The sequence below is a fragment of the Actinoplanes sp. NPDC051405 genome (assembly GCF_055586185.1).
The window spans coordinates 35,715-58,246 of sequence record NZ_JBVJIR010000033.1 but is presented as its reverse complement, the minus strand read 5'-3'; the positions used below and the strand labels follow the sequence as shown (position 1 = coordinate 58,246).

Here is a 22,532-nt window from a genome sequence, read left to right as displayed (position 1 = left end):
TTGGGGGGGTTTTGGATGGTGGGAACATCAGCTCCCCCGGGCTGGCAAGATCCCCAGCCCGCGGACCCTGTCCGACCGTCCGCTTTTTTTTTTTTTTTTCCCCCCCCCCCCCCCCCCCCCCCCCCCCCCCCCCCCCCCCCCCCCAGCACCGGGCCGAACCGAGGCCACTGCTACCGGCGCCGACACAGCAGCGGCCCCGGAGGCCCTGGGCGCCGACATGGGCGTCACGGACGCGGTCGCCACCACCGGCCGGGCGGTGCCGACGGACCCGGAGTCGCGATCGGGATCCGGCAACCACCCACCGGCTTGCGCCTGCCCGGGCGCAGCGGGCGAACCTGGCACAGGAGCCGACGCCCGGCTACCGGTCCGGGCCGCCTGCACCGCGCCGCCTGCGGTCCCCGGCACAGCGGCCGACGCCCGGCCGCCGGAACCGACCAACCCAGCCTCGCGACCGGCACCCGGCACCGGCCCACCGGCCCGAGCCACCTGCGCCGCGCCCGCGGCAGATCCCGGCACGGCGGCCGACGCCCGGCCACCGGTCGTAGGCCTAGGCTGCACCCGGCCAGCACCATTCGGCCCGCCATCCGCCGGTTCAGCGCCCGCCGGCCCGGCACCCACCCGCCCAGCCGCCGCCATTTGCCCGGCCGCACCCATCCGCCCAGCCGCACCCACCGAACCAGCACCATTCGGCCCCGCGCCCACCGGCCCGGCCGCACCCACCGGCCCGGCCGCACCCATCGGTCCAACTGCACCCATCGGTCCAACTGCACCCATCGGTCCAACTGCGCCCATCGGTCCGACTGCGCCCATCGGTCCGACCGCGCCCATCGGTCGCGGGCCCGCCGGGGCCAGCGCCGCAACCGGCGACCCGGCCGCCCGTATCCGCGTCATCTCGTCCTGCAAGGCCTTGACCCGCTGACCAGTCCCCCGGGCGCTCGCCGCGATCTCCTCCCGCAGCTCGTCGCGCATCGCCGTGACCTGGTCCTCGGCGTCCATCTTGAGCAGCACCGGATCGTTGCGGACCAGCAGCGCCGCGCCGATCAGGACCACGCAGACGGCGATGAGGAGCACCGCGAAGCGGATCGAGTTGTCGCTGCCGCCGAGCAGCACGACGAGGGCGGCGACCGGGGCCAGGCCGACGCCGGCCCAGATCAGGGCCGTGAGTAGGCGGGCGTTGGGCGGCGCCTCGGGGTCCCGGTCAGGCATGGTCGCAGATGCTACCGAGAGCGGCAGCCGTCACGAAACGGGCAGATGCGGGGCATCGCTCTTGCGATGCCCCGCATCCGGGGTGATTCGGTCGGCCGGCGAGGAACCGGCGACAGTCAGTCGTCAGCCGGCGGCCAGTGCGCCGTCCGAGCTGAAGACCAGGCCGACGCTGATGGTGCCCTGCTTGAGGCCGGTCTTGGTGAGCGGGCCGCCAGCGTCGAGCGAGCTGAACTTGCCCGCCTCGAACTTGTAGGTCTCGACGAGGCCCTGCTGGCACTTGGGCCGCTGCGGGCACTCCGGCGGGCCACCGAGGACGGTCGCCGCACCCGAGCACTTGGCCGCGAGGTCGGACAGGGTCTTGACGCCGTACTTGGTGGAGAAGGCCTCCGTGGTGGCGAAGGCGTTCTGGTCCTGCGCCGTGGAGGGCTTGCCGAAGACCAGGCCGACCTTGTCGCCGAGGGCGGTCAGGTTGGTCATCGTGGTGTCGAGCTGCGGCGAGGACGGGTCCTTGGCGTTCTTGCCGTCGACCTTGCCGGACAGGAACGTCGCCAGGGTGGCCGCGTACTCCGGGACGACGTCGATGTCGCCCTTCTCCAGGGCCGGCTCGTACAGCTCGCGGTTGCCGATCTGCTGGACCTTGACCTTGTAGCCCGCGGCCGTCAGCGCGATGTTGTAGAGCTCGCCGAGGGTCGCGTTCTCGCTGAAGTTGGCCGCGCCGACCGTCAGGTCGCCGCCGGGGCCCTTCTCGATGCCGGTGGTGATGGAGTTGGCCGTGGCGAACTCCTCGGCGGCCGCCTTGGACGACTTGCGGTCGATGTCGACGGCCTTGTTGAGCTCGATCAGCTTGGTCGTGTCGAGCGCCGCGGAGACCTTGTCGAGGGCGGCGATGAGCTGCGGCGACGAGGACTTCTTGTTGATCGCGGGGACGATGTTGTCGGTGTTCTGCAGGTTTTTGTCGTCGGTGAGGACGACCAGCTTGTCGCCGGCGACGGGGGCGCAGCCGTTGCCCGCGGCGGAGCTCGCCGGGGCCTCCGTGCCGGAGGAGCCGGACTCGCCGCAGCCGGCGAGGATGACGGCGGCGGTCATGAGGGTGCCGGCCGTCAAGAGCAGGTGTCGACGCATACTGCCGCCTTCTGTGTCCCGGCACGGCCAGGGGCCGCGCCGCGTGTCCGACGGGCAGTCGGTGTCCGATGCCCGTGTGTTTTCAGTTTGTCGGGCCCGCTGAGCGGCCCACGTTCATTCCTACTCGCAGGGTGTGACAAGTTTCGTAACGATGCGAGACCATTACCCGGCCGGGGCCGCCGCGGTGGGCCGGCGGCGCCGATCCGTCCGGAGCGCGGCCGGTGTCACCAGCCGTTGTACGCCTGCGAGCACCGCTTCCACCAGCAATGCGAGCAGCGCCACAGCGATGCCGCCCGCCACGATCTGCCCGCCGCCGCCGTTGCTCATCCCGATCCCGAAGCCCGCGGAGATGATCTCGCCGAGCCCGCCGCCGTTGACGAACGCGGCCAGCGCTGCGGTCGCCACGACCTGCACGGCCGCGGTGCGCAGCCCGGCCGCCAGGTACGGCACCGACAACGGCAGCTCCACCCTCCGCAGGACCTGCCCGCCGGAGAGCCCCATCCCGCGCGCCGCCTCCCGGGTCTCCGGGTCGATCTGGCGCAGCCCCGTGTACGCGTTCGCCAGCAGCGGCGGCACCGCGAAGACGGCCAGCGCGACGACCACCGGGGGCTGGCCGAAGCCGAGCGGGGTCAGCGGCAGGATGGTGAGCAGGGCCAGGGTGGGTATGGCCAGCGTCAGGTTGGCGAAGGTGAGCACCGCCCCGCCGCCCCGGCCGCGGTGGCCGAGCCAGATGCCCAGCGGCCAGCCGATGACGCAGCCCAGCAGCACCGCCCACAGGCTGATCAGCAGGTGTTCCTGGAGGCGGTCGAACAGGCCGCCGGGGTTGGTCCAGTTGAGCGGGTCGTTGAGCCAGACGAAGCCCTCTTGGAAATAGTTCACGAGCTGCGCTCCCGCGCCCACGGGGTGAGCAGCCGGCCCACTCCGGCCAGGGCCAGGTCGAGGACCAGCGCCAGGCCGACGCAGAGCAGCGTCCCGGTCATGATCTCGGCTTTGTAGAAGTTGTTCCGGAAGCCGCCGAGGATCATCTCGCCGAGGCCGCCCTTGCCGATCAGCGAGCCGACTGTGACCAGGGCCACGGTGGAGACGGTGGCCAGGCGCAGGCCGGTGAGGATGCCGGGCAGCGCCAGCGGCAGCTCTATGCGCCACAGCCGGCCGAAGCGCCCGTAGCCCATGCCGGCCGCCGCGTCGCGGACTTCGGCCGGGACCTGCGTGAGCCCGGCCAGCGAGTTGCGGGTGAGCACCAGCAGCGCGTACAGGACGAGGGCGATCAGCACCGACGTGTCGCTGGTCGTGCCGACCGCCGGCGCGACCAGGGCGAGAAGTGCCAGCGACGGGATCGTGTAGAGGACGCCCGAGAGTGCAAGAATCGGGCCGGTCAGTGGTCGCCACCAGTAGGAGACGACCGCGAGCGGCAACGCGACGATCAGCGCGATGATCACCGCACGGGCGGTGAGACCCGCGTGGAACTGCAGTGCGGACAGGATCTCGGCGGCGTTGTCGTGGACATAGCGCCACGAGAACCACGGATTTCCCGGCCCGTCATCGGCGGGGGCGGCCAGCTCCCGGGGAGCAGCGAGGGGCCACGCAGGCACCGGGGCCCTCGACAGGAAGGACATACGTGGACGCTACCGCGATCAACGACTCCGGCGCTGGCCGGACCGCGGCGTCTATCACGCTCGAGAACGTCGGGAAGGTCTATCCGGACGGGACCGTGGCGGTCGGCGACATCAGCCTGGAGGTGCGGGCGGGCGAGCTCGCCGTGCTGATCGGGCCGTCCGGGTGCGGCAAGTCCACCGTGCTCCGCATGATCAACAGGCTGATCGAGCCGTCCAAGGGCCGCATCCTGATCGACGGCGCGGACGTCTCGCAGCAGGATCCGGTCGAGCTGCGCCGGCAGATCGGCTACGTGATCCAGAACGTCGGGCTGTTCCCGCACCAGAGCATCCGCACCAACATCGGCACGGTGCCGCGGCTGCTGGGCTGGAACCGCAAGCGGATCAAGGACCGCGCGGAGGAGCTGCTCGAGCTGGTCGGGCTCGACCCGAAGCGCTACGGCGGCCGCTATCCGCACGAGCTCTCCGGCGGTCAGCGCCAGCGGGTGGGCGTGGCCCGGGCCCTGGCGGCCGACCCGCTGGTGCTGCTGATGGACGAGCCGTTCTCGGCGGTCGACCCGATCGTGCGCGGCCGGCTGCAGGAGGAGTTCCTCCGGCTCCAGGAGGCGGTCCGCAAGACCATCGTGCTGGTCACCCACGACATCGATGAAGCCGTACGGCTGGGCGACCGGATCGCGGTGCTGGCCGAGGGCGGCCGGCTCATGCAGTACGCGACCCCGGCCGACCTGCTCAGCAAGCCCGCGTCGGCGACGGTGAGCGAGTTCGTCGGCACCGACCGGGGAGTACGGCGGCTGGCGGTGACCCCGGTGCGCGACGCGATGCGCCCGGTCGGGCAGATCGAGGAGATCGAGCGCCTGCCCACGGTCGACGTCTCGGGCACCCTCTACGACGCGCTCGCCGTGATGCTGACCAGCGACTCGCTCAACGTCGTGGTGGTCTCCGACGGCAAGCCGGTGGGTGCGGTGTCCCGCTCGGCCCTCTTCGACGCGCCGAACGCGCAAGCAACGGCCCCGGCCTGACCGCGAGCCGCGGCCTGACAGCGGCAGCGCCGGCCTGACAGCGAGCCGCGGCGTGACCGGAGGACGGGGGATCGTCCGGTCACGCCGCGGGGTGTCGCGGCGGTGCGGTGCCCGCGGGGGCGGCGGTCACCTGGTGCCGCGGCGGGCCGGGGTCGTACGGCGGCGCGGGACGCCGAACGGCCGGGCCGGAACGAGGCTCTAGCGGGTGCCGCGCCGGCCGCCGAGGGTGGCGAGTCCGATGATCCAGCCGATGAAGAGGCCGTAGGTGGCGCCCTCTCCGGCCGTACGGAACGCGCCCAGCAGCGACGGGTTGGCCAGGAACAGCGTGGTCAGCAGGGCGGCGAAGCCACCGGCGAAGATGTAGGACGCCCAGCCGGCGAAGAACTGGCTGATCGTGCCGCGGGCCCGGGCCAGCTGCGAGCCGGGCAGCAGGTAGAGGAAGACCAGCGTCAGCACGACCACCAGAATCGCCTTGAGGTCGCCGATGATGATCGAGCGCAGCGAGTCGTCGGAGTCGAAACGCCAGTGCGGCCAGGCCAGCAGGCGCAGCCACCAGCCACCGGCGGTCTCCGGGTTGGTGTTGTCCTGGGCCCAGTCGGCGTACCACGGGCTGCCGAAGACCAGGACGAGTATCAGCGCGGCTATCGTGCCCGCGCCGGGCGCAGTTTTGTAGCGGTTGGTGAGAGCCATGGACCCGCTATTTCCCTGCGGATTCCGCTCGCCAAACGCGCCGGAACTGATATCCGTGAATGTGTGCCTTGCGGTGGTGTCAGTGCTTTTGCAGGTAATCGATGAAGGCTGCCCGAAGCAGCGGCTCCTGCTCCCCGTACCCGTGTCCGGTCAGTTCACGCCACAGCGCGACCGCTTCTTCGATCGTCGGGCCCACCGTGTTCGGCGCGCCGTCCAGCGACGCCGCCTCGTCCGCGTCGGGCAGGTGCTTGAACACGGACCAGAAGAAGCTCAGGTCGCGGCGCTCCCGGGCCTTCGCGAAGGCCCGCTCACGCAGCTCCTCGGTGGGCAGGGCGTCCAGTTCGGCGAAGGTCGAGTCGGTCATGACTGCCAGCATAGGGCGCAACGGCGCGCCCTCAACGGGCACTGCCCCAGGGCCCCTCGTCCCAGCGCAGGGGCTTGCTGTCCGGCGGTTCGGGCGAGGTGGACCAGGTCTGCGGCATGTCCGGGGTCCACGTGGTGCCGGCCGAGGCCGCGGCGTTCCAGTCCGCCGCCGCGGGCACCAGCAGCGGGCGCCCGTACGTCTCGACCAGCCGGGTCACGATCAGGCCGCCGCCGACCGCGCAGGCCGCGATCGCGAACAGCGCGATGTCGAAGTCGCGGCGGGCCGCGTAGTCCAGGAAGAGCGTCAGCCCGGCCACCGCCAGCAGGGTGCCGAAGATGCCGCCGCGCCGGCCGTACGCGCTGGTGCCGGCGAGCAGGGCCGCGCCGAAGGCGAGGCCGGTCCACTCCAGGCCGGTGCCGGGCGCGATGGGCGCGGTGGACTGGGCCGCCATGAGGATGCCCGCACCGACCGCGAAGACCGAGGACAGCACCAGCGCGGCGGTCACCGGGAACGCCGCGGCCACCCCGCGCCGCTGAGCCGGGTCGCCGGCCGGTCGCTGCCGGCCGACCAGCCGCCGGATCGGCATCACGGTGCCCAGCGCGCCGCCGATGACGGCCAGCAGGGCGAAGCCGCCGAAGAGGTAGAACGCCTGGTTGGCCGGGTCGTAGCCGGCCTGGACGGTGACCGGCGCGGTGCGCAGCTGGTCGTAGACGATGACGCCCATGGCCCCGCCGAGCGTCGCGGCCCAGCCGGGCACGTGCAGCACGAGCACGAAGACGGCCACGATCAGACCACCGGCGGCGGCCACGATCAGCGCCGGCACGGCTGCCTGGACCAGGCCCTCGTCGCCGTTCTCAGCGAAGTGCAATGCGGCGCCCAGGGCGATCGGGCCGACCGCGAGATTGGGCACGCCGGCGCGCAGCGTCAGGCCGGCGCCGAGGGCGAGCAGGCCGATCGAGGCACCGGTGATGAGCAGCGTGTCCAGCGCCGGGCGGCGCAGGCTGGCCGGGTCGAGCCGATAGAGCAGGTACGCGATCGCGGCGACCGCCAGCAGCAGCACGATCTCCCAGCCGATGTGGATGCCCAGCCGGTCGCGCCCGTCGTCGAAGTCCCCGCCGCGGCGACCGGTGTCACCGGCCGGCTCGACGAGCTGCACACCCTCGCCCTCGTCGGGATCGAGGTCGCGCCGCCGGGCCCGGAAGTCGGTGGCCGCGATGCCGGCCCGGTACGCCGCCGGGTCACTTTCGCCCTGGTCACCGGCATTACGCCGATATGTGGTCTCGTCGTAGGCCATCTCGCACACCTCCTTCGCCGCCGGCACAGCATACGGAAACGAGGGGCCCTCAGTTCAAGTCCCGGATCGGACTCGATCAGGACCGTCCGGCCTGCCGTCCCGGGCCGCCGCTGTCCTTCTCTTCGGGTTTCTCCGGCACCCGGCAGGAGCGTTCCAGCCACAGCGCCGCGCCGACGAGCGCGAGCGCCGCGACCACCCCGGCGATAGCGGCCGGGACGTCGTCGCGGGCAGCTCTGGTCGGCTCCAGCGCCAGCCAGGCCAGCAGCCCGGCGGAGAAGCCCCCGAACAGCGCACCGGCCAGCGACGACGCCTTGGCCAGCACGGCGTACCGGGCGACGGCCAGCGGGTCGACGCGGGGCGCGCCGGGCTTGCGCTGGATCCGGGCCGCGGTGTTCTGCGCGAGGGTCGCCTCGACGACGGCCAGCGTGCCGAGCACGATGATCGGCAGCCAGGGCAGCCGGGGCATCTGCGAATACAGGGCGCTCAGCAGCAGCCAGCCGACCGCGGCGGCGGCCAGCCCGGCGACCACCAGGACGGACAGGCTGGTCGGCCGCATCGACGGATCGGGTGCGCCACCGCCGGGGTTACTGCTCACTCTTGTGACTCTAACGGCAGATCGGGCCGCGGGGTCAGTGCGTTCGCGTCGGCGGTGAGCTCCGGGGCGTTCAGCAGATCGGTGACCCAGCCGTGCCCGGGCAGCTGGGCGTAGGGCTGCAGATCGAGCCAGGGTTTGAGCACGAACGCCCGCTGGTGGGCCCGGGGATGCGGCAGGGTCAGCTCGGGGTCGTCACTGAGCACGGGCGTGCCGTCGTCCTGCCACACCGCGATCACGTCCACGTCCAGCGTGCGGGGGCCGAAGCGCCGCTGCGGGTCCCGGATGCGGTCCGCCGCCTGCTCGGCCGCGCGGACCCGGGTGAGCCAGCCGGCCGGATCCGCCGCCGGGTCCACGGCCAGGACCACGGCATTCAGGTACGCCGGCTGGTCGACGTCACCCCAGGGCGGCGTCTCGTAGACCCCCGAGACCAGGACGACGCTCTCGCCGAGCCGCTCCACCGCACTTTTGAGGTACGCGTACCGGTCGCCGAGGTTGCTGCCCAGCGAGAGGATCGCCCGGGTCATCGGGCCCGCCGGACGGTGACCGCCACGTCGGCGAACTCGAGAGGGATCGGTGCCTGCGGCTTGTGCACGGTGACCGTGGCCGCAGTGACCCGGGCGTCGGCCAGGCAGACCGTCGCGAGCCGCTCGGCCAGCGTCTCGATCAGGTTGACCGGCTCGCCGGCGATCACCTCGGCCAGCCGGCCGGCCAGCTCGCCGTAGTGGACGGTGTCGGTGACGTCGTCGCTGGCCGCCGCCCTGGTGAGGTCGAGTTCCAGCTCGACGTCGACCACGAAGTCCTGGCCGTCGCGCCGTTCGAAGTCGAAGACCCCGTGGTGGCCCCGGACGCGCAGGCCCTGCAGGGAGATGCGGTCGCTCACGGCGTACCCCCGGTTGATCGTGAAATGCGCGGGCTGCCGGTGGCGCGCCACACGGCCAGGGCGTCGACGGTCGCGCGTACGTCATGGACCCGGACGCCCCAGGCGCCGGCCGCGACCGCGAGCACCGACGTGGCGATCGTCGCCGCTTCGCGGCCGTCCACGGGCCGGGGCTCGCCGTCCGGCCCGGCGAGCAGCCGGCCGAGGTAGGTCTTGCGGCTGGCCGCGAAGAGCACCGGATGACCGAGAGCGATCAGCTCGTCCAGGTGCGCGCTGAGCGCCCAGTTGTGTTCGGCGCGCTTGGCGAAGCCGATACCGGGATCGAGGATCAGCCGCCCGCGGTCGACGCCCGCGGCGACCGCGGCGTCCACCCGCTCCAGCAGCTCGGCGCGGACCTCGGCCACGACGTCGTCGTAGTGCGCGAGGTCGAGCATCCGGCGGGAGTGCCCGCGCCAGTGCATGAGGATCCACGGGCAGCCGGCGTCGGCCACCACGGCGGCCATGCTGGGGTCGGCCAGCCCACCCGAGACGTCGTTGACCACCACAGCTCCGGCGGCCAGGGCCGCGGCAGCCACCTCGGCCCGGGTGGTGTCGATGCTCAGCGGTACGCCGGCGCCGGCCAGCGCCTTGATCACGGGCAGCACCCGCGCGGTCTCGGTCGGACCGTCCACCCGATCGGCGCCCGGCCGGGTGGATTCGCCGCCGATGTCGATGATGTCGGCTCCGTCCCGGCGCAGCGCAACGGCGTGCTTGACAGCGGCGTCGACATCGGCATACCGCCCGCCGTCGGAGAAGGAATCCGGGGTCACGTTGAGCACGCCCATCACGACCGGGTGATCTTGCTGCAGCAGCGGATCGCCGCTGACCTGCGCGGTCGTTGCGATACCGGTCGGATCAGTCACGGGAAGAAGGTACCGGGCCTGAGGTTTTAGAACATGTGTACGATGCCACGTGACTCATCTTCAGTCATGTCTTTACCTTGGGTAACGAATCAGGCAGCTTGTAGGTAAGAAGTACGGCCCGTACTCTTCGGAACTGGGCATCATTGAAGGACCGAAGAGAGCAGACGGGCTTTGGGTAGGACAGGAGCGCCCTGAACAGCTCACTCGACGCGGTGAGCTGGAAGTAGCACCATATGGGCGTTGCCGTCAGCGAGGCTTTACAACTGCAGTGTGCTCGGCGCCCTCACGCCGGGCACCCGGGAGGTTTACCGATGATCGCCACAGAGTTCGCCACGCAGGTCGTAGCGGCCCTGCAGCAGGGCACCCTGGCCGCCCCCGAGCCCAAGGGCATCAACACCGAGGGCGTCGTCACCTTCTTCGCCAGCAACATCGCGCCGATCCTGCTCGCCGTCCTGGGCATCATCTTCATCGGACGGGCCAGCCGCGGCGAGATCTCGAAGGTGCTCACCAGCTCCGCGATCGCCATCGTCGGCCTCGCGTTCATCGCCGGCGCCGCGACGTTGTTCTTCGTCGGCGACTACCTCATCAGCCTCATCTTCGCCTGAGGCCGCGGGCGGACACATGCGGCTGCGCACCGATGACGACATCTACCGGGCACGCCTTGTCTATCTGGGCCCGCCCGGCTACACGCTGCCCATGCATCTGCCGTATGCGCAGTATGGGATGTTCGTCCTACTAGTGCCTTTGTTCGTGTTTCTGCACTACCTCATCACGTTCGAGATCGACGCCTTCCCCGCCTGGGAGATCGCGCTGGCCATGGTCACCACCTCCTACGTGTTCCGGCACGTCGACCCCGATCGGCCGGCCCGGATGGTCATCCGCACCGCGCTGACCGACTGGCGCCGCACCCGCGAGCCGGCCGTCGAACAGCGCGACCCGAGACTTGTCGCCACGCGCATCAGGGTTCGGGAGGAGTTGGTATGACCAGTTTCGCCAATCTCGTCGCATGCCCGAACGGGGCCCGTTCATGACCGCTACCCCACCGCCCGGGCATTCCCGCGCGGAATCGTCCCTCCCGGGCAGGCAGAGTAACGCTGTGCGACCGGACAACCACTCTCCGGATGAGAGCGCTGATCAGGTGCCGGGTCCGGGCCACGGCGCAGTCGCGGTCTTCCAGGCCCCGCAGCCGGTACGCCCCCGCGCCAACGGCGCTCCGCCGGTCGACCCGATGGACATCGATTCGCCGTTCCTCGATCTCTTCGGGGGCACGCCGGCCCAGCCGGCGGCGCCGGCCGCCGAGCCGGAGCCGCCCGCCGACGACCCGGATGTCGATTTCGACTTCGGATTCGATTTCGACGGCGCGGACGCGAGCAAGCAGACCTCCGGGGCACCGGCGTCCCCGGCAGCTCCTGCTTCCCCCGAACCCGAGCCGGCGCCCACAGAGCCCACCACCGTTCCTGGCGCGTTTGTGGCGGCTTCCAACGGCTCTGTTTCGGCTCTGGCGGGACCGGAGGCGAGCGCCCAGAACGCCGCGTCGGGTCCTGAGGCGAGCGCACCGGCATTCACCGAGCCGTCCTCCCGGATCAACGGGCAGCCTTCCGGGATCAACGGGCAGCCGTCCGGCCTCGCTGCGGACTCGGCGATCGCGCTGCCGTCCGTACCGTCGTCGAACGGTGCCGGGCCCGGCACCACGCCGGCCGACGCACCGGTCTCGCCCTTCATGCGGGCGCCGGCCGGGCCGCAGGCCGATTTCTACGACGAGCGCGAAGCGCCGGAGTCCGACTTCGAGGACTGGCCCGACGACGTCCATCCCGGAATTGCCCCGGCCACGGCACCGCAGCCGGTCCAGAGCGCACCGCTGTGGCAGAACGCCGCGGCGCCCGGGGTGACTCCGGTGGCGGCCGTCGAGGCGTACCACCCGGGCGCGCCGGCCGAGGCCGATGCCCGCACCGACCTGCCCGCGCCGATGCCGGAGAAGGTGCCCGCCAAGCGCCGCGGCCGCCGCAAGGAGCCGGCCAACCTGCCGGCCGTGCGGCCGAAGAAGAACGAGGTCAAGGCGGCGCCGCTGCGCCCGCACAAGCTCAAGTTCAGCGACCGCGACCCCAGCATCGAGCTGGAGATCAGCGAGATCGCCGGGCACCTGACGTTCACCCAGAGCACGGTGACCGCGTGGTATTCGCTGCCTGAGGTCCGCTGGGCGTTCCGCCCCGACGCCGAGCGCGAGGCGCTGCTCTCCGCCATCTCCGAGCAGTACGCGGGCCTGGCCGGCTTCCGGCTGCACCTGCGGCGCACCAACCGGCCGTTCCCCGCCGACGAGTGGGCCCGCACGGTCGACTCGCACACGGCCAAGCCGCTGCCCGACGTCGCGGGCGCCACCTCCTGGTCGGACCACCTCGTGGCAGCGCAGCGGCACCTGCTGTCGGTGAACCACGCCGAGGGCCAGACCTACCTGGGCGTGACGTTCGCCCGGCGCTCGCTCGGCGACACCTTCTCCGAGCGCATCCTGCGGATGTTCGGCAAGGGCACCTCCGACGGGGAACGACGCAAGCTCGGCCGTACGGTCGAGCAGTTCGACGAGGTGCTGAACGCGTTCGGTATGCGCGGCCGGCGGGTCACCCCGCAGGAGCTGGAATGGCTGCTGTTCCGTTCCGTCGCGCTCTGCATGTCCCCGCCCGGCCCGCTGTCGCCGATCTCGAACGGCCACTGGGAGCGCGGTGACCTGCTCGCGCTGACCGAGCAGGTGGAGCGCTACCGCACCCCGTACGGCTCGACGGTCAAGCTGGTCAACCGGATGACCGGCGAGGAACGGCACGTGGCCGTGCTGTCCGTGGGCCGGATGGAGCCGCTGGAGATCCCGGAGAAGCACGAGCCGTGGATGCACTTCCACGAGCGGCTGCCGTGGCCGATGGAGCTCTCCTCGCGCATCGACATCCTCGGCTCGAACAGCTCGTTCAAGAACCTCGAGCACCGGCTCCGGATGATCCGCTCGCAGCAGCTGGACTACGCCGAGCACGGCATCGACGCCCCGCCCGAGCTGGAGCGTCTGGCCAAGCGCGCGCTGGTCATCGGCGACGAGATGACCACCGGCCTGCCGGTCGAGTCGGCCCGCGCGCACGGCTGGCACCGGATCGCCGTCGGTGGCCGCACCCGCGAGGAGTGCCTGGAACGGGCCCGCCGCCTGATCCAGCTCTACTCCCGTGAGCTGCGCATCTCGCTCCAGCACCCGAAGAACCAGGATCAGCTGGCCCGCGAGTTCATCCCGGGCGAGCCCATCGCCAACACCGGCTACGTGCGCCGGATGCCGGTGAAACTGCTGGCCGCGGCGCTGCCCCAGGCCGCGTCGACGGTGGGTGACCGGCGGGGAGACCTGATCGGGCGTACGTCGGGGACGTGCCGCCGACCCGTCTTCCTGGACCTGCACTTCCCCATGGAGGTCCGGGAGCGCTCCGGCCTCGGCGTCCTGGTCGCGGAGCCCGGCGGTGGCAAGTCGACGCTGATGGGCGCGCTGGGCTACCTGAACGCGCGCCGCGGTGTGCAGGTGACACTGCTCGACCCGTCCGGCCCGCTGGCCCGGCTGTGCGCGATGCCGGAGCTGAAGCCGTACTCACGGGTGCTGAACCTGACCGGGTCGGAGCAGGGGACGCTGGCGCCGTACGCGCTGATCCCGACCCCGGTCCGCAGCGAGTTCGCGGCCGGCCCCGGCGGCGACCGCGAGTACGAGATCGCGGTCTCCAACGCCCGGGCCGAGCGCCGCATGCTGGTCCAGGACATCTGCTCGATGCTGGTCCCACCGCAGGTGGCCAAGGAGGCGTCCACGGCGACGCTGCTGCGGCACGCGGTCCGCCAGGTCCCGGCCGAGGAGACCTCCACCCTCGACGACGTCATCGCCTGCCTGCAGGGCCTCGACGACGACGGCAAGGAACTGGCCAACCTGCTCCTGGACACCGCCGAGATGCCACTGGCCCTGCTGTTCTTCGGCCGGCCGCCGGCGCACCTGCTCAGCGCCGACTCGGCCCTGACGGTCATCACGATGGCGGGCCTGCGCCTGCCGGACATGAAGATCGAACGCGAGTACTGGTCGGCGGAGGAATCCCTGGCCCTGCCGATGCTGCACACGGCCCACCGCCTGGCCGTCCGCCGCTGCTACGGCGGCTCGATGGCCTCCCGCAAGATGGTCGGCCTGGACGAGGCCCACTTCATGGAAGGCTGGCGCTCCGGCCGGTCGTTCCTGGTCCGCCTCGCCCGCGACTCCCGCAAGTGGAACCTGGCGGCCTTCGTGGCCTCCCAGAACCCCCGCGACATCCTCGGCCTGGACGTGCAGAACCTGGTGTCGACGGTCTTCGTGGGCCGCATTGCCGAGGACCAGGAAATCGCCTCGGAAGCGCTCCGCCTGCTCCGGGTCCCGGTCCACGACGGCTACGAGGCGACGCTGGCCTCCCTGTCGCAGGCGGACACCTCATCGTCGGCCCGCCTGGGCTTCCGCGAATTCGTGATGCGCGACGTCGACGGCCGGGTGCAGAAGGTCCGGGTGGACGTGTCGTACGTCGACGGCCTGCTGGACTACCTCGACACGACCCCGGCAGCCGCGAAGGCGACGCCGACGGCGATTCCGTCCTTGTCCGACCTGGAGGTCTGAGATGGTACGGCGGGGATGCGCGCTGGTGCTGGTGATGCTCGTGGCGGTGGTGGCGAGTGTTGCTTGGGCGGTGGCCGCGCCATCAGCCGCTACGGCGGGGCCGTTGCAGGCCCCGGGCGGCGCCTGCAACGTCGAGGAGTGGAACAAGGACCTCAAGGGCTGTGTCGGCCGCCTCACTGTTGAGGTGGAGAACGGCGTGACCTGCGTCAAGGCACCCACCCCGAGCGCGCCGAACTCCGGCTTGGCCGGCTGGTTCGCCGAGCGGCCCGCGTCCTCCACGCTGAACGGTCCCCAAGGCATCTACAGCCAGTACGGCTACGCCGGTTACAACTTCACGACCTACGATCTCGGTGGTTGTGGCGGCACCCTGGTCGAACCGGCGAGCAAATTCGAGACCACGGTCGCCAACGGCGAATTCATGATCGCCACCGCTGTCATTGGTGCCTCCAACGCCCTGCGGGAACGCGCCTGGGATCCGCAGGCCCTGTGGGGCTGGGCCGACCCGCTTGTCGACCAGGCCACCAAGGCGGTGTACGAGAAGGTCTTCAGCGTCTTCGGCGTCATCACGCTCGCCGTCGTCGGCCTCTACCTGATCTGGCGCTCGCAGCAGGCTGACATGGGCGCGGCGACGACGACAGCGGGTTGGGCCATCTTGATCATGGTCGCCGTGACGGCCATCGCAGCGTGGCCGGTGAAGTCGGCGAACCTTGCTGACCAGACTCTGATCACCACCCTCGGTGTGGTCCACGACGCAGTGGGTCCACGCGCGCAGGACGGCGACACCTCTGGCTGCAAGCTGGGCAAGCCGGACGCTTGCAAGGACAACCGCCCGCCGGCCGTTCGCGCCAGTGACACGGTCACGGAGACCATGCTCTACCGCAACTGGCTCCGCGGGGTCCTCGGCTCGGCGGACAGTCTCACGGCGCAGAAGTACGGCCGAGCTCTCTACGACGCCCGGTCCTATACCTGGGACGAAGTGCAGAAAATGCGCGACAACCCGGACACTCGACCGACGACCCTCGCCTCGAAGAAGGACCAGTGGGAGAAGGTCGCCGAGACGATCAAGACCGAGGACCCGGAAGCCTACGAGTACCTCCAGGGCGCCAACGGTATGGATCGAATCGGCGCGGGCTTCATCGCCGTGTTGGCCGCTTTCATGTTCGCGATGTTCGACCTGACCGCATCGCTGCTGGTCCTGCTCGGATTCTTGATCTTCCGCTGGGCGGTCATCGCTGCCCCGATCCTCGGCACAGTGGGCCTGCTGCGGCCGGCCAGCTCGGGCATCCGCCGCCTCGGCAACGCCGTGGTGGCAGCGATCTTCAACATCGCCATCTTCGGCACCGGCGCCGCGATCTACCTCTTCGCGGTGGACCTGATCATGAATACCGCCAGCCTGGCCGGCTGGTTGCAGGTCGTGCTGGTCTGGCTCGTCGGAGTGGTCGGCTGGCTCCTGCTACGGCCGTACCGGCGGATCACCCAGCTCGGCGGCAAGGACGGCACCGCGGCCATCACCTCCGCCGGCTCCTGGCATCGCCGGTTCTTCCGGGACATGCGGGAGGCCGCCAAGCTCGATGTAGCCGAACCGGGCGGCACGAACGAACCTCTCATCGGCAAGGGGCGCACGGTCTACGTCGACCAGAGCAACCTCCGGCCCGAGGCGCGGCTGGAGGATCCCTCGCACGGTTCGGCCGGACGTAGCGGCCAGACGTTGGTACCGGGGTCGGACCGCGGCGGCGCGGCTCCGGCGGCGCGGCCGGACGGCAACGAGACGATCCGCGAGAGTGCCGAGCCGGGCGACCGCACCCCGGTCCCGGTGACAGCATCCGCGATGCGGCAGCGCCGGTCGTCCACCTGGACAGAGCCGGATGTGGCTGAGCGGCCCGCCTCCTTCGCCATCTATCGACCGGAGACCGGGAACACGACCCGGGAAGAACCAGCGTCCCCGCGGGTACGCACCGAGGCGAAGTGATCGCCGATGCCGAGATTCCTCGAACGAAGCCTCACCGGACTCTTCCGGTCCCGGTGGGGAGTCGCCCTGGTGATCGCCGTGCTGGTGCTGGCCATCGTCGGCGTCGGCCGGATCTTCTCCGACGGCAACACTGCCGCCCCGATCACCGACCGGGTCTCGCCCGGCCCGACGGCGTCGATCGATCCGAGCCAGGACGACGACGGGGTCATCGTCGACGACGATCCGCCACCGTCGCCGACCACCAGACCGGGCAGCGCCGAACCGGAGGCGGTCGCGTATGCGTTCGCCGCCGCGTGGGTCGACCACAAGAACGTCTCGGCCGACACCTGGCACAACGGTCTGGTGCCGAATGCGACCAAGGATCTCTCCGACGAGTTGGACGGAGTCGATCCGGCTGACGTGCCCGCCGACAAGGTCGTCGGCCGGCCCACCCTGGTGCCGATCGGTGACGGTCTAGTCAACGCGGTCGTCAAGGTGAACTCCGGAGAACTGACGTTGCAACTGGTGGCCCCGGACGGGCGGTGGCTGGTGGACGACATCGATTGGAAGGGTCCGTGAACGTGCCGCGGCCGCGGGGGGTCGCTCTGCTGGTCGCTCTGACCGCCACGCTCGCCTTGCTCTGTTGCGGCGGCGCTGTCAGTGCTCTGCTGGTGGGTGAATTCGACGACAAGGAGGAGAACCTGAGCCTCCTCAGCGCCAACTGCGGCGTCGGCGGCCCCATGGATCCGGAGGCGGATCTGCCGGACATCGGGTCGTACAGTCCGGAGCAGATCAAGAACGCGGCGATCATCATCAACGTCGGCAAGCAGCTGAAGCTCCCGCCGCGCGCCTGGGTGATCGCGGTGGCAACGGCGATGCAGGAATCCAACCTGAGGAATCTCGGTCACCTCGGAAAGCGCAATGACCACGACTCGCTCGGCCTTTTCCAGCAGCGGCCGAGCAGCGGCTGGGGATCGCCGGCACAGGTCACGGATCCGGTCTACGCGGCGACCAAGTTCTACGGAAAGCTCCGGAATGTTAAGAACTGGGACAGGCTGGCTCTCACCCGGGCCGCTCAGCGGGTGCAGATCAGCGCCTATCCCGGTGCCTACGCCAAGCACGAGCCCGTCGCCACACAGATCGTGAACATGCTCGCCGACGGCGCAGCGAACGCGGTCGGCAACTCGCTCGCCATGACCTGCCCCGAGATCGGCGAGGTGTCCGCTTCCGGCTGGACCAGCCCGCTCGCCGCCAGCGGCAAGGGCCTGAAGAGAAGCCAGAAGATGGTCGTGGGCTCCGGCTTCCGCACCGCGAGCCGGCCGCGTCACCAGGGCGTGGACCTCATCATCGGCACCGGCAACCCGGTACGGTCGGTGGCCAGCGGGGTCATCTCCCGGATCAAGTGCGACGAGACGTTCAGCGGGAGGCAGGACTGTGACGTACCGGGCTATCCCGGCAAGGGCGGCTGCGGTTGGATGCTGGAGATCCGGCACCCTGGCAAGATCATGACTCGCTACTGTCACCTGGTCCGCCGGCCGGACGTTCAGGTGGGTCAGAAGGTCGCCGCCGGCCAGGTCGTGGCGACCAGCGGCACCAGCGGCAACTCCTCGGGCCCGCACCTGCACTTCGAGGTGCACCTCAACAACGACCGGTCCAGTGCCAGTGCGGTTGATCCGGTGCAGTTCATGGCCCAGCGTGGCTCACCGCTGGGAGCGGAACAGTGACCGGTGGCGCGATGCCAGACCCGTTCACCGGCTCAGAGTGGACCCCCGACCCACCGCGCCCGGTGGTGCCGACGGCAGCGATCATGGCCGGTCAGATGCGTGGCCGCCGGGTGCTCATCGGACTGCCCGGTCACGGTTGGCGGGGGGACCTGCGGGCTGACGAGAAGGTCGTGCAGGGTAGCCGGACCTACGTTCCGGTGATGCCGGAGGCCGAGTGGTACCGCGCCGAGGCGGAGCAGACGGAGGTCTTCGCGCCTCTCGTTCCGGTCGAGCGGGTCTGGGTCGAGGAACTCGGGATGGCGGCCCTCAACGCCGCGCCTGGCGACGTCGTGTCCAGGCTCGTATCGCTCGACGAGCCGCCGCGCCGGAATCCGGTCGCCGCGCTGGACGCAGCCGCTCTCACCGGACGGCGAGTTGTGCAACTGCTGGAGGACGGCGGTGAGCGACGCGATCTACGGGCGGTCACTGAGCTGCACACCAGCGATGAGGGTGACATCTGCGCGCGCGTGACGACCGAGCTGGACTGGTATCGCTGGGGCTGGAGCGGGCGGGCGCCGAGCACGCTCGAGATTCCGGTCCACCTGCTCTGGGTGGAGTGAGCGTCAGACCACGGGAGCGGCGTTGCAGACCCGCCACCCGTCGTCGTCGACCATCGAGAACTGCCAACGGTCCGTCGTGCGCTCGCTGCCGTCCGCGATCGTCCGGCGGATGTCGGTGCTGACCGTCGTCCTACCGCCTTGCTCTGAGATCGTGAGGCTCGTCCAGTCGACCCGGATGCCGATCGTGAAGCGTTGCTCGCGGCTCTGTATGTCCGTTCGGAAGGCGTCGAGCCGCGAGAGCTCCAATCCCTGCTTACAGGTGAAGAGCTCTGCTTCCTTGTCGTCCCGGTTTACCAGGTACGCGCGGAGGAACTGGTCCACCACCGCGTCCGGCTTGCTTCGTTCGATTTTTGTCGCCTCGTCGTAGAACGAGATGAACACGCCGACCCCGCCCAGGCACAGCAGCGCCAAAATCCCCGCTCCCATCGCGAGAATGAGCCGGAGTCGCCGGTTTCGCGGCTTTCCTGCCGCGGGCGGTGGCGCCGCGGGCTGCGGGGTCGGGTTCGGGGGCTGCACCCCTATGAGGTTAGTGCGTTCCGCTGTGGACGGGCGGTGGGCAGCCCGCCGGGCGGTGGGCAGCCCGCCGGGTGGTGCGCTCCGCCCGTACTGGGAGAATTGCGCATCGGCTGCGCGACGTGGTCCTGCGGCCGCTGCAAGGTACGGTTTGAGCGCACACACGGAGGTGAGGCGGTGGAGTCGACGCGGCGCATCGATCAGGCCGCTGCCCTGCACCGCCAGGCGGAGGCCACCGTTGAGGCGGCCGCCGCGGCGCTGGAGTCGCAGGCGCCGTCCGCTGTCGACCCGCTCGAGCAGCATCATCTGGCCGAGGAGTTGCGGGCCGCCGCGAGTGAGCTGGCTCCCGGCTGGCTCGGCGCGCCGCTTGATGCCCAGTCGGCGACCACGCCGTTGGGTGGTTCCTATCCGCCGCAGTTCGTGCGGCTCGGGATGGCGCAGCCGCTCGACGACGCCCGTTTTCCCGCTGTCATCCCGCTGCTCGGCACCGGGCATCTCACCGTCGACGCCGACGCCCGCGACCCGCGGGTCGCCGGACTGCTGCGCTGCCTGCTGCTGCGCCTGCTCGCGACGGCGCCCGCCGGGTCGCTGCTGGTCCGCGCCGTCGACGGTACGGGCGGAGGTACCGTCTTCTCCCCTTTTGCCGCACTCGCCGACGCGGGTCTGCTGTCCCCGACCGCCACCGACCGCGCGCAGCTGCGGGATGTGCTCACCGAGGCCGAGAAGTGGCTGCGGCCCGTTCGCGGGGGTGCGGTTCGCCGGGGCCGGCGGGACAGGATGATGTTGCTGGTCATCGCCAGCCTGCCGGAGCTGACCGAGGGCGCCGATCTCGTGCGGATCGCCGCGCTGGCACAGCAGGGGCCCGAGTCCGGTCTGCACCTCATCGTGGCCGGCTGGCCGCCGCCGCCGTTGACCGCGGAGACGACCCAGGCGCCGCTGCCCCGCACCACCCAGGTTTCGCTGCGTAACCCGTACGCGGTGGTCGGCGACCCGCCCGGGGCGACCTTCGGGTCCATCCCGGAGGCCCTCTGGTTGAATGCCCCGGTTTTTCTCGACGACGATCCGCCGCCGCACCTGGTCGACGCGGTGTGCCGGGAGCTGGCCGCGCATTCCGCCGCGGCTTCGCAGGTGACGCTGGCCGATCTGCTGCCCGATCCCGGTGAGGAGATCTGGACCGGTGACGCCGCAGACGGGATCGGCACCACGGTCGGTCACGACGGCGACACACCATTGGTCCTGTGGTTCAACGATCTGACTCCACACTGGATGGTCGGCGGACGGTCCGGCGCCGGCAAGACGGCCTTGCTGATCAATGTCCTGTACGGGCTCGGCACCCGTTACAGCCCCGACGAGCTCGGTCTCTACCTGCTCGATTTCAAGGAAGGCGTCTCGTTCGCCGAGTTCGTGCCGACCCAGCGGGACCGCACCTGGCTGCCGCACGCCCGGGCCGTCGGCGTCGAGTCCGACCGGGAGTACGGCCTGGCCGTGCTGCGCGAGCTGGACGCGGAGATGACCCGGCGTTCGGTGGCGTACAAGCGGGCCGGGGTGACCCGCTTCGCCGATCTGCGCGCGGTCGCCGTCGAGGAGGGCCGCGGCCGTCCCATGCCCCGCATCCTCTGCGTCATCGACGAGTTCCAGGTGCTGCTGGCCGGCAACGACCCGATGGCCGGCGAGGCGGTCCAGCTGCTCGAGTCACTCGCCCGCAAGGGCCGCTCGTACGGCATCCACCTCATCCTGGCCAGCCAGACCGTGCTCGGCGTGGAGGCCCTGTACGCGAAACGCGACTCGATCTTCGGTCAGTTCCCGGTGCGGATCGCGCTCCCGGGCGGCGGCGATGTCCTGGAGCCGACCAACGACTCCGCGGCCGGCCTGCCCCTGGGCACCGCGGTGGTCAACACGGCCGGCGGGCTCGGCGGTCCCCGGGGCGCCACCCGGGGCCACGAACGCATCGTGCGCTTCCCGGATCCGCACGCCGACCGGGCCGTGCTCAGCGACCTGCGGCACAAGCTGTGGGGCGCCCGCGACCCCGAGGCCGCCCCGCCGCGCATCTTCGCCGGTTATGCCCGCCAGCACCTCGCCGACGACCCCACCTACCGGGCCGCGCTCGCAGGTCGTGGTGGACGCCCGGCGGCGCTGCTCGGCCGGGTCATCGACGTCGGCCTGTCGTCCGCGGCGTTTCCGCTGGACTCGTCGCCGGGGCGGCACCTGGCGGTGTTCGGCTCGCGTCCGGACGGTGCCGAGGTGCTGGAGGCGGCCGCCCGCAGTGTCGCGGCGTTCCACTCACCCCGTACCACCAGGTTTGTCATCTCCTCGCTGGTCGCCGAGGGCGACGAGATCGCCAAGGCCCTCGCCGTCGAGATCGGCCACCGCCAGGAGGTGGTCGTGGTCGATGCGGCCGGCCTGGCCGCCGAGATGGATCTTGAGCGGCCCGGCTATCGGGTGGTGTTCGGCATGGACGCGATCAGCCCGGGGACGCTGCCGTCGCTGCGCCGGGTGCTGCGCGAGGGGCCGGGGCGCGGCGTGCACCTGCTGTCGTGGTGGCGCGGGCTGCGCCGGTTCAGCGAGGAGACCGGCGGCAGTGCGGGCCGGGAGGACGTGGCCGGCCTGGTATTCCTGAACGTGCCGCAGCAGGACGTCTGCATGATGGTCGGCAAATCGCTGGACTGGCAGCCGCGGGAGAACCGGGCGCTGCTGCACGACCGGCACGCCGACCGTACGGTGACGATCGTGCCGTTCGTCGAGCCCGAGAGTGACCAGGCATGACCGACCGCAGCGAGGGTGTGACACCGGAGGCTGTCGCCGGGCCGTGGGCCGCGTATCTGGCCGCTGCGCAGCGTCTTGACGCGGTGCGCCGGGCTGCTAGTTCGGCGGCCGGCGAGCAGGCCGCCACCCTGCAGGCCGCGCAGCAGGAACTGGTGTCGGTCCGGGCCCGGCTGGCGCCGCAGCGCGCCCGGCTGGTGCAGGACCTGGGCGTCCCGGTGGCCTCGCTGACCGCACAGCCCGGCGAACGTGCCCTGGCCGCGCAGAGCGTCGCGGCCGGCCCGGAGGCGATCCTGGCGGCGCTGCGGCAGGCGCGCGGCACCGCGGACGCGGCCGACGCCGCCATGCTCAACGGGGCCGGGCCGGCGGCGCCGTGGCGGCCGTGGGCCCGCAACCTGCTGGTGTACGGGCCGTTCGCCGCCGCCGTGCTGATCGTCCAGATCGTGCTCTACCTGATCGCTCCGTCCGGTTCCCTGCCCACGTACGCGCTGCTGTGCGGGCTGAGCATGCCGTTGCTGGCGTTCGGGCTGGGCTGGCTGACGATCGGCTTCGTCTACGGCGGCGGCCCCGCGAAGGTGGACCGCACGCCGATCGTCGGCGCGATCGCATGCCTGACGCCCGTGCTGCTGACCTGCATGGGCGTCGGCCTGCTCGCGTTCATCCGGTGAGG

Annotated in this window: 21 protein-coding genes; 10 read left to right on the top strand and 11 right to left on the bottom strand. The window is 71.1% G+C overall.

Features of this window, described 5'->3' with window-relative positions:
• Window positions 1-1,329: 1,329 nt before the first annotated feature.
• From ACZ6S4_RS42960 to ACZ6S4_RS42950, 3 genes are all read right to left on the bottom strand, one after another.
• A complete protein-coding gene (locus ACZ6S4_RS42960; protein ID WP_465480391.1) occupies window positions 1,330-2,328 on the bottom strand; it encodes a glycine betaine ABC transporter substrate-binding protein in 999 nt (332 codons plus the stop codon).
• 162 nt (window positions 2,329-2,490) lie between these two features.
• The gene (locus ACZ6S4_RS42955) at window positions 2,491-3,207 is read right to left on the bottom strand and encodes an ABC transporter permease (RefSeq protein ID WP_360546092.1); all 717 of its coding nucleotides are present in this window, start codon (window positions 3,205-3,207) and stop codon (window positions 2,491-2,493) included.
• Window positions 3,204-3,944: an ABC transporter permease gene (locus ACZ6S4_RS42950; protein WP_465480390.1), complete on the bottom strand. Its 741-nt coding sequence runs from the start codon at window positions 3,942-3,944 to the stop codon at window positions 3,204-3,206. Before ACZ6S4_RS42950 ends, ACZ6S4_RS42955 begins: the two co-directional genes overlap by 4 nt.
• Window positions 3,945-3,946: 2 nt before the next feature.
• On the opposite strand from ACZ6S4_RS42950, the gene ACZ6S4_RS42945 reads away from it, so the two are divergent.
• Window positions 3,947-4,960: an ABC transporter ATP-binding protein gene (locus ACZ6S4_RS42945; protein ID WP_465480389.1), complete on the top strand. Its 1,014-nt coding sequence runs from the start codon at window positions 3,947-3,949 to the stop codon at window positions 4,958-4,960.
• 198 nt (window positions 4,961-5,158) lie between these two features.
• On the opposite strand, the gene ACZ6S4_RS42940 is transcribed toward ACZ6S4_RS42945, so the two are convergent.
• The 7 genes from ACZ6S4_RS42940 to folP all read right to left on the bottom strand — a co-directional run bounded on the left by ACZ6S4_RS42940 (window position 5,159) and on the right by folP (window position 9,604).
• Window positions 5,159-5,650 (bottom strand): hypothetical protein, encoded by a 492-nt coding sequence (locus ACZ6S4_RS42940; protein ID WP_465480388.1) that lies wholly within the window; start codon window positions 5,648-5,650, stop codon window positions 5,159-5,161.
• A gap of 79 nt (window positions 5,651-5,729) precedes the next feature.
• Window positions 5,730-6,014, bottom strand: a complete 285-nt coding sequence (locus tag ACZ6S4_RS42935; RefSeq protein ID WP_433722851.1) for a hypothetical protein — start codon at window positions 6,012-6,014, stop codon at window positions 5,730-5,732.
• A gap of 31 nt (window positions 6,015-6,045) precedes the next feature.
• The gene (locus ACZ6S4_RS42930) at window positions 6,046-7,308 is read right to left on the bottom strand and encodes an ABC transporter permease (RefSeq protein WP_465480387.1); all 1,263 of its coding nucleotides are present in this window, start codon (window positions 7,306-7,308) and stop codon (window positions 6,046-6,048) included.
• Window positions 7,309-7,384: 76 nt separating this feature from the next.
• Window positions 7,385-7,864 (bottom strand): DUF3180 domain-containing protein, encoded by a 480-nt coding sequence (locus ACZ6S4_RS42925; protein ID WP_465480397.1) that lies wholly within the window; start codon window positions 7,862-7,864, stop codon window positions 7,385-7,387.
• 35 nt (window positions 7,865-7,899) lie between these two features.
• The gene (gene folK / locus ACZ6S4_RS42920) at window positions 7,900-8,427 is read right to left on the bottom strand and encodes a 2-amino-4-hydroxy-6-hydroxymethyldihydropteridine diphosphokinase (protein WP_465480386.1); all 528 of its coding nucleotides are present in this window, start codon (window positions 8,425-8,427) and stop codon (window positions 7,900-7,902) included.
• Window positions 8,424-8,783 (bottom strand): dihydroneopterin aldolase, encoded by a 360-nt coding sequence (gene folB / locus ACZ6S4_RS42915; protein WP_465480385.1) that lies wholly within the window; start codon window positions 8,781-8,783, stop codon window positions 8,424-8,426. Before folB ends, folK begins: the two co-directional genes overlap by 4 nt.
• The gene (folP, locus tag ACZ6S4_RS42910) at window positions 8,780-9,604 is read right to left on the bottom strand and encodes a dihydropteroate synthase (protein WP_465480396.1); all 825 of its coding nucleotides are present in this window, start codon (window positions 9,602-9,604) and stop codon (window positions 8,780-8,782) included. The genes folB and folP overlap by 4 nt, the downstream gene beginning before the upstream one ends.
• A 389-nt stretch (window positions 9,605-9,993) precedes the next feature.
• Here folP and ACZ6S4_RS42905 point away from each other — a divergent pair, with 389 nt between their 5' ends.
• The 7 genes from ACZ6S4_RS42905 (at window position 9,994) to ACZ6S4_RS42875 (ending at window position 18,589) form a co-directional block, all read left to right on the top strand.
• Window positions 9,994-10,287, top strand: coding sequence for a hypothetical protein (locus ACZ6S4_RS42905; protein ID WP_360546108.1), 294 nt, complete (start codon window positions 9,994-9,996; stop codon window positions 10,285-10,287).
• A gap of 16 nt (window positions 10,288-10,303) precedes the next feature.
• A complete protein-coding gene (locus ACZ6S4_RS42900) occupies window positions 10,304-10,666 on the top strand; it encodes a hypothetical protein (protein ID WP_125811387.1) in 363 nt (120 codons plus the stop codon).
• 112 nt (window positions 10,667-10,778) lie between these two features.
• Window positions 10,779-14,318 (top strand): ATP-binding protein, encoded by a 3,540-nt coding sequence (locus ACZ6S4_RS42895; RefSeq protein ID WP_465480384.1) that lies wholly within the window; start codon window positions 10,779-10,781, stop codon window positions 14,316-14,318.
• 1 nt (window position 14,319) lies between these two features.
• Window positions 14,320-16,287 (top strand): MFS transporter, encoded by a 1,968-nt coding sequence (locus ACZ6S4_RS42890; protein ID WP_465480383.1) that lies wholly within the window; start codon window positions 14,320-14,322, stop codon window positions 16,285-16,287.
• A 6-nt stretch (window positions 16,288-16,293) separates the two neighbouring features.
• A complete protein-coding gene (locus tag ACZ6S4_RS42885) occupies window positions 16,294-16,845 on the top strand; it encodes a hypothetical protein (protein WP_465480382.1) in 552 nt (183 codons plus the stop codon).
• On the top strand, window positions 16,842-17,990 hold the full coding sequence (locus ACZ6S4_RS42880; protein WP_465480381.1) for a M23 family metallopeptidase: 1,149 nt from the start codon (window positions 16,842-16,844) through the stop codon (window positions 17,988-17,990). The genes ACZ6S4_RS42885 and ACZ6S4_RS42880 overlap by 4 nt, the downstream gene beginning before the upstream one ends.
• Before the next feature lie 11 nt (window positions 17,991-18,001).
• Window positions 18,002-18,589 (top strand): hypothetical protein, encoded by a 588-nt coding sequence (locus ACZ6S4_RS42875; RefSeq protein ID WP_465480395.1) that lies wholly within the window; start codon window positions 18,002-18,004, stop codon window positions 18,587-18,589.
• 3 nt (window positions 18,590-18,592) lie between these two features.
• Here ACZ6S4_RS42875 and ACZ6S4_RS42870 read toward each other — a convergent pair whose 3' ends face one another.
• On the bottom strand, window positions 18,593-19,105 hold the full coding sequence (locus tag ACZ6S4_RS42870) for a hypothetical protein (RefSeq protein WP_465480380.1): 513 nt from the start codon (window positions 19,103-19,105) through the stop codon (window positions 18,593-18,595).
• Window positions 19,106-19,279: 174 nt separating this feature from the next.
• On the opposite strand from ACZ6S4_RS42870, the gene ACZ6S4_RS42865 reads away from it, so the two are divergent.
• Both ACZ6S4_RS42865 and ACZ6S4_RS42860 read left to right on the top strand, forming a co-directional pair.
• Entirely contained in the window at window positions 19,280-21,865 is a 2,586-nt protein-coding gene (locus ACZ6S4_RS42865; protein WP_465480379.1) for an FtsK/SpoIIIE domain-containing protein, read from the top strand.
• Window positions 21,862-22,530 carry a hypothetical protein gene (locus ACZ6S4_RS42860; RefSeq protein WP_465480378.1) on the top strand — a complete coding sequence of 223 codons (669 nt, stop codon included), beginning with the start codon at window positions 21,862-21,864 and terminating at the stop codon, window positions 22,528-22,530. Before ACZ6S4_RS42865 ends, ACZ6S4_RS42860 begins: the two co-directional genes overlap by 4 nt.
• The last annotated feature ends 2 nt before the right edge of the window (window positions 22,531-22,532 follow it).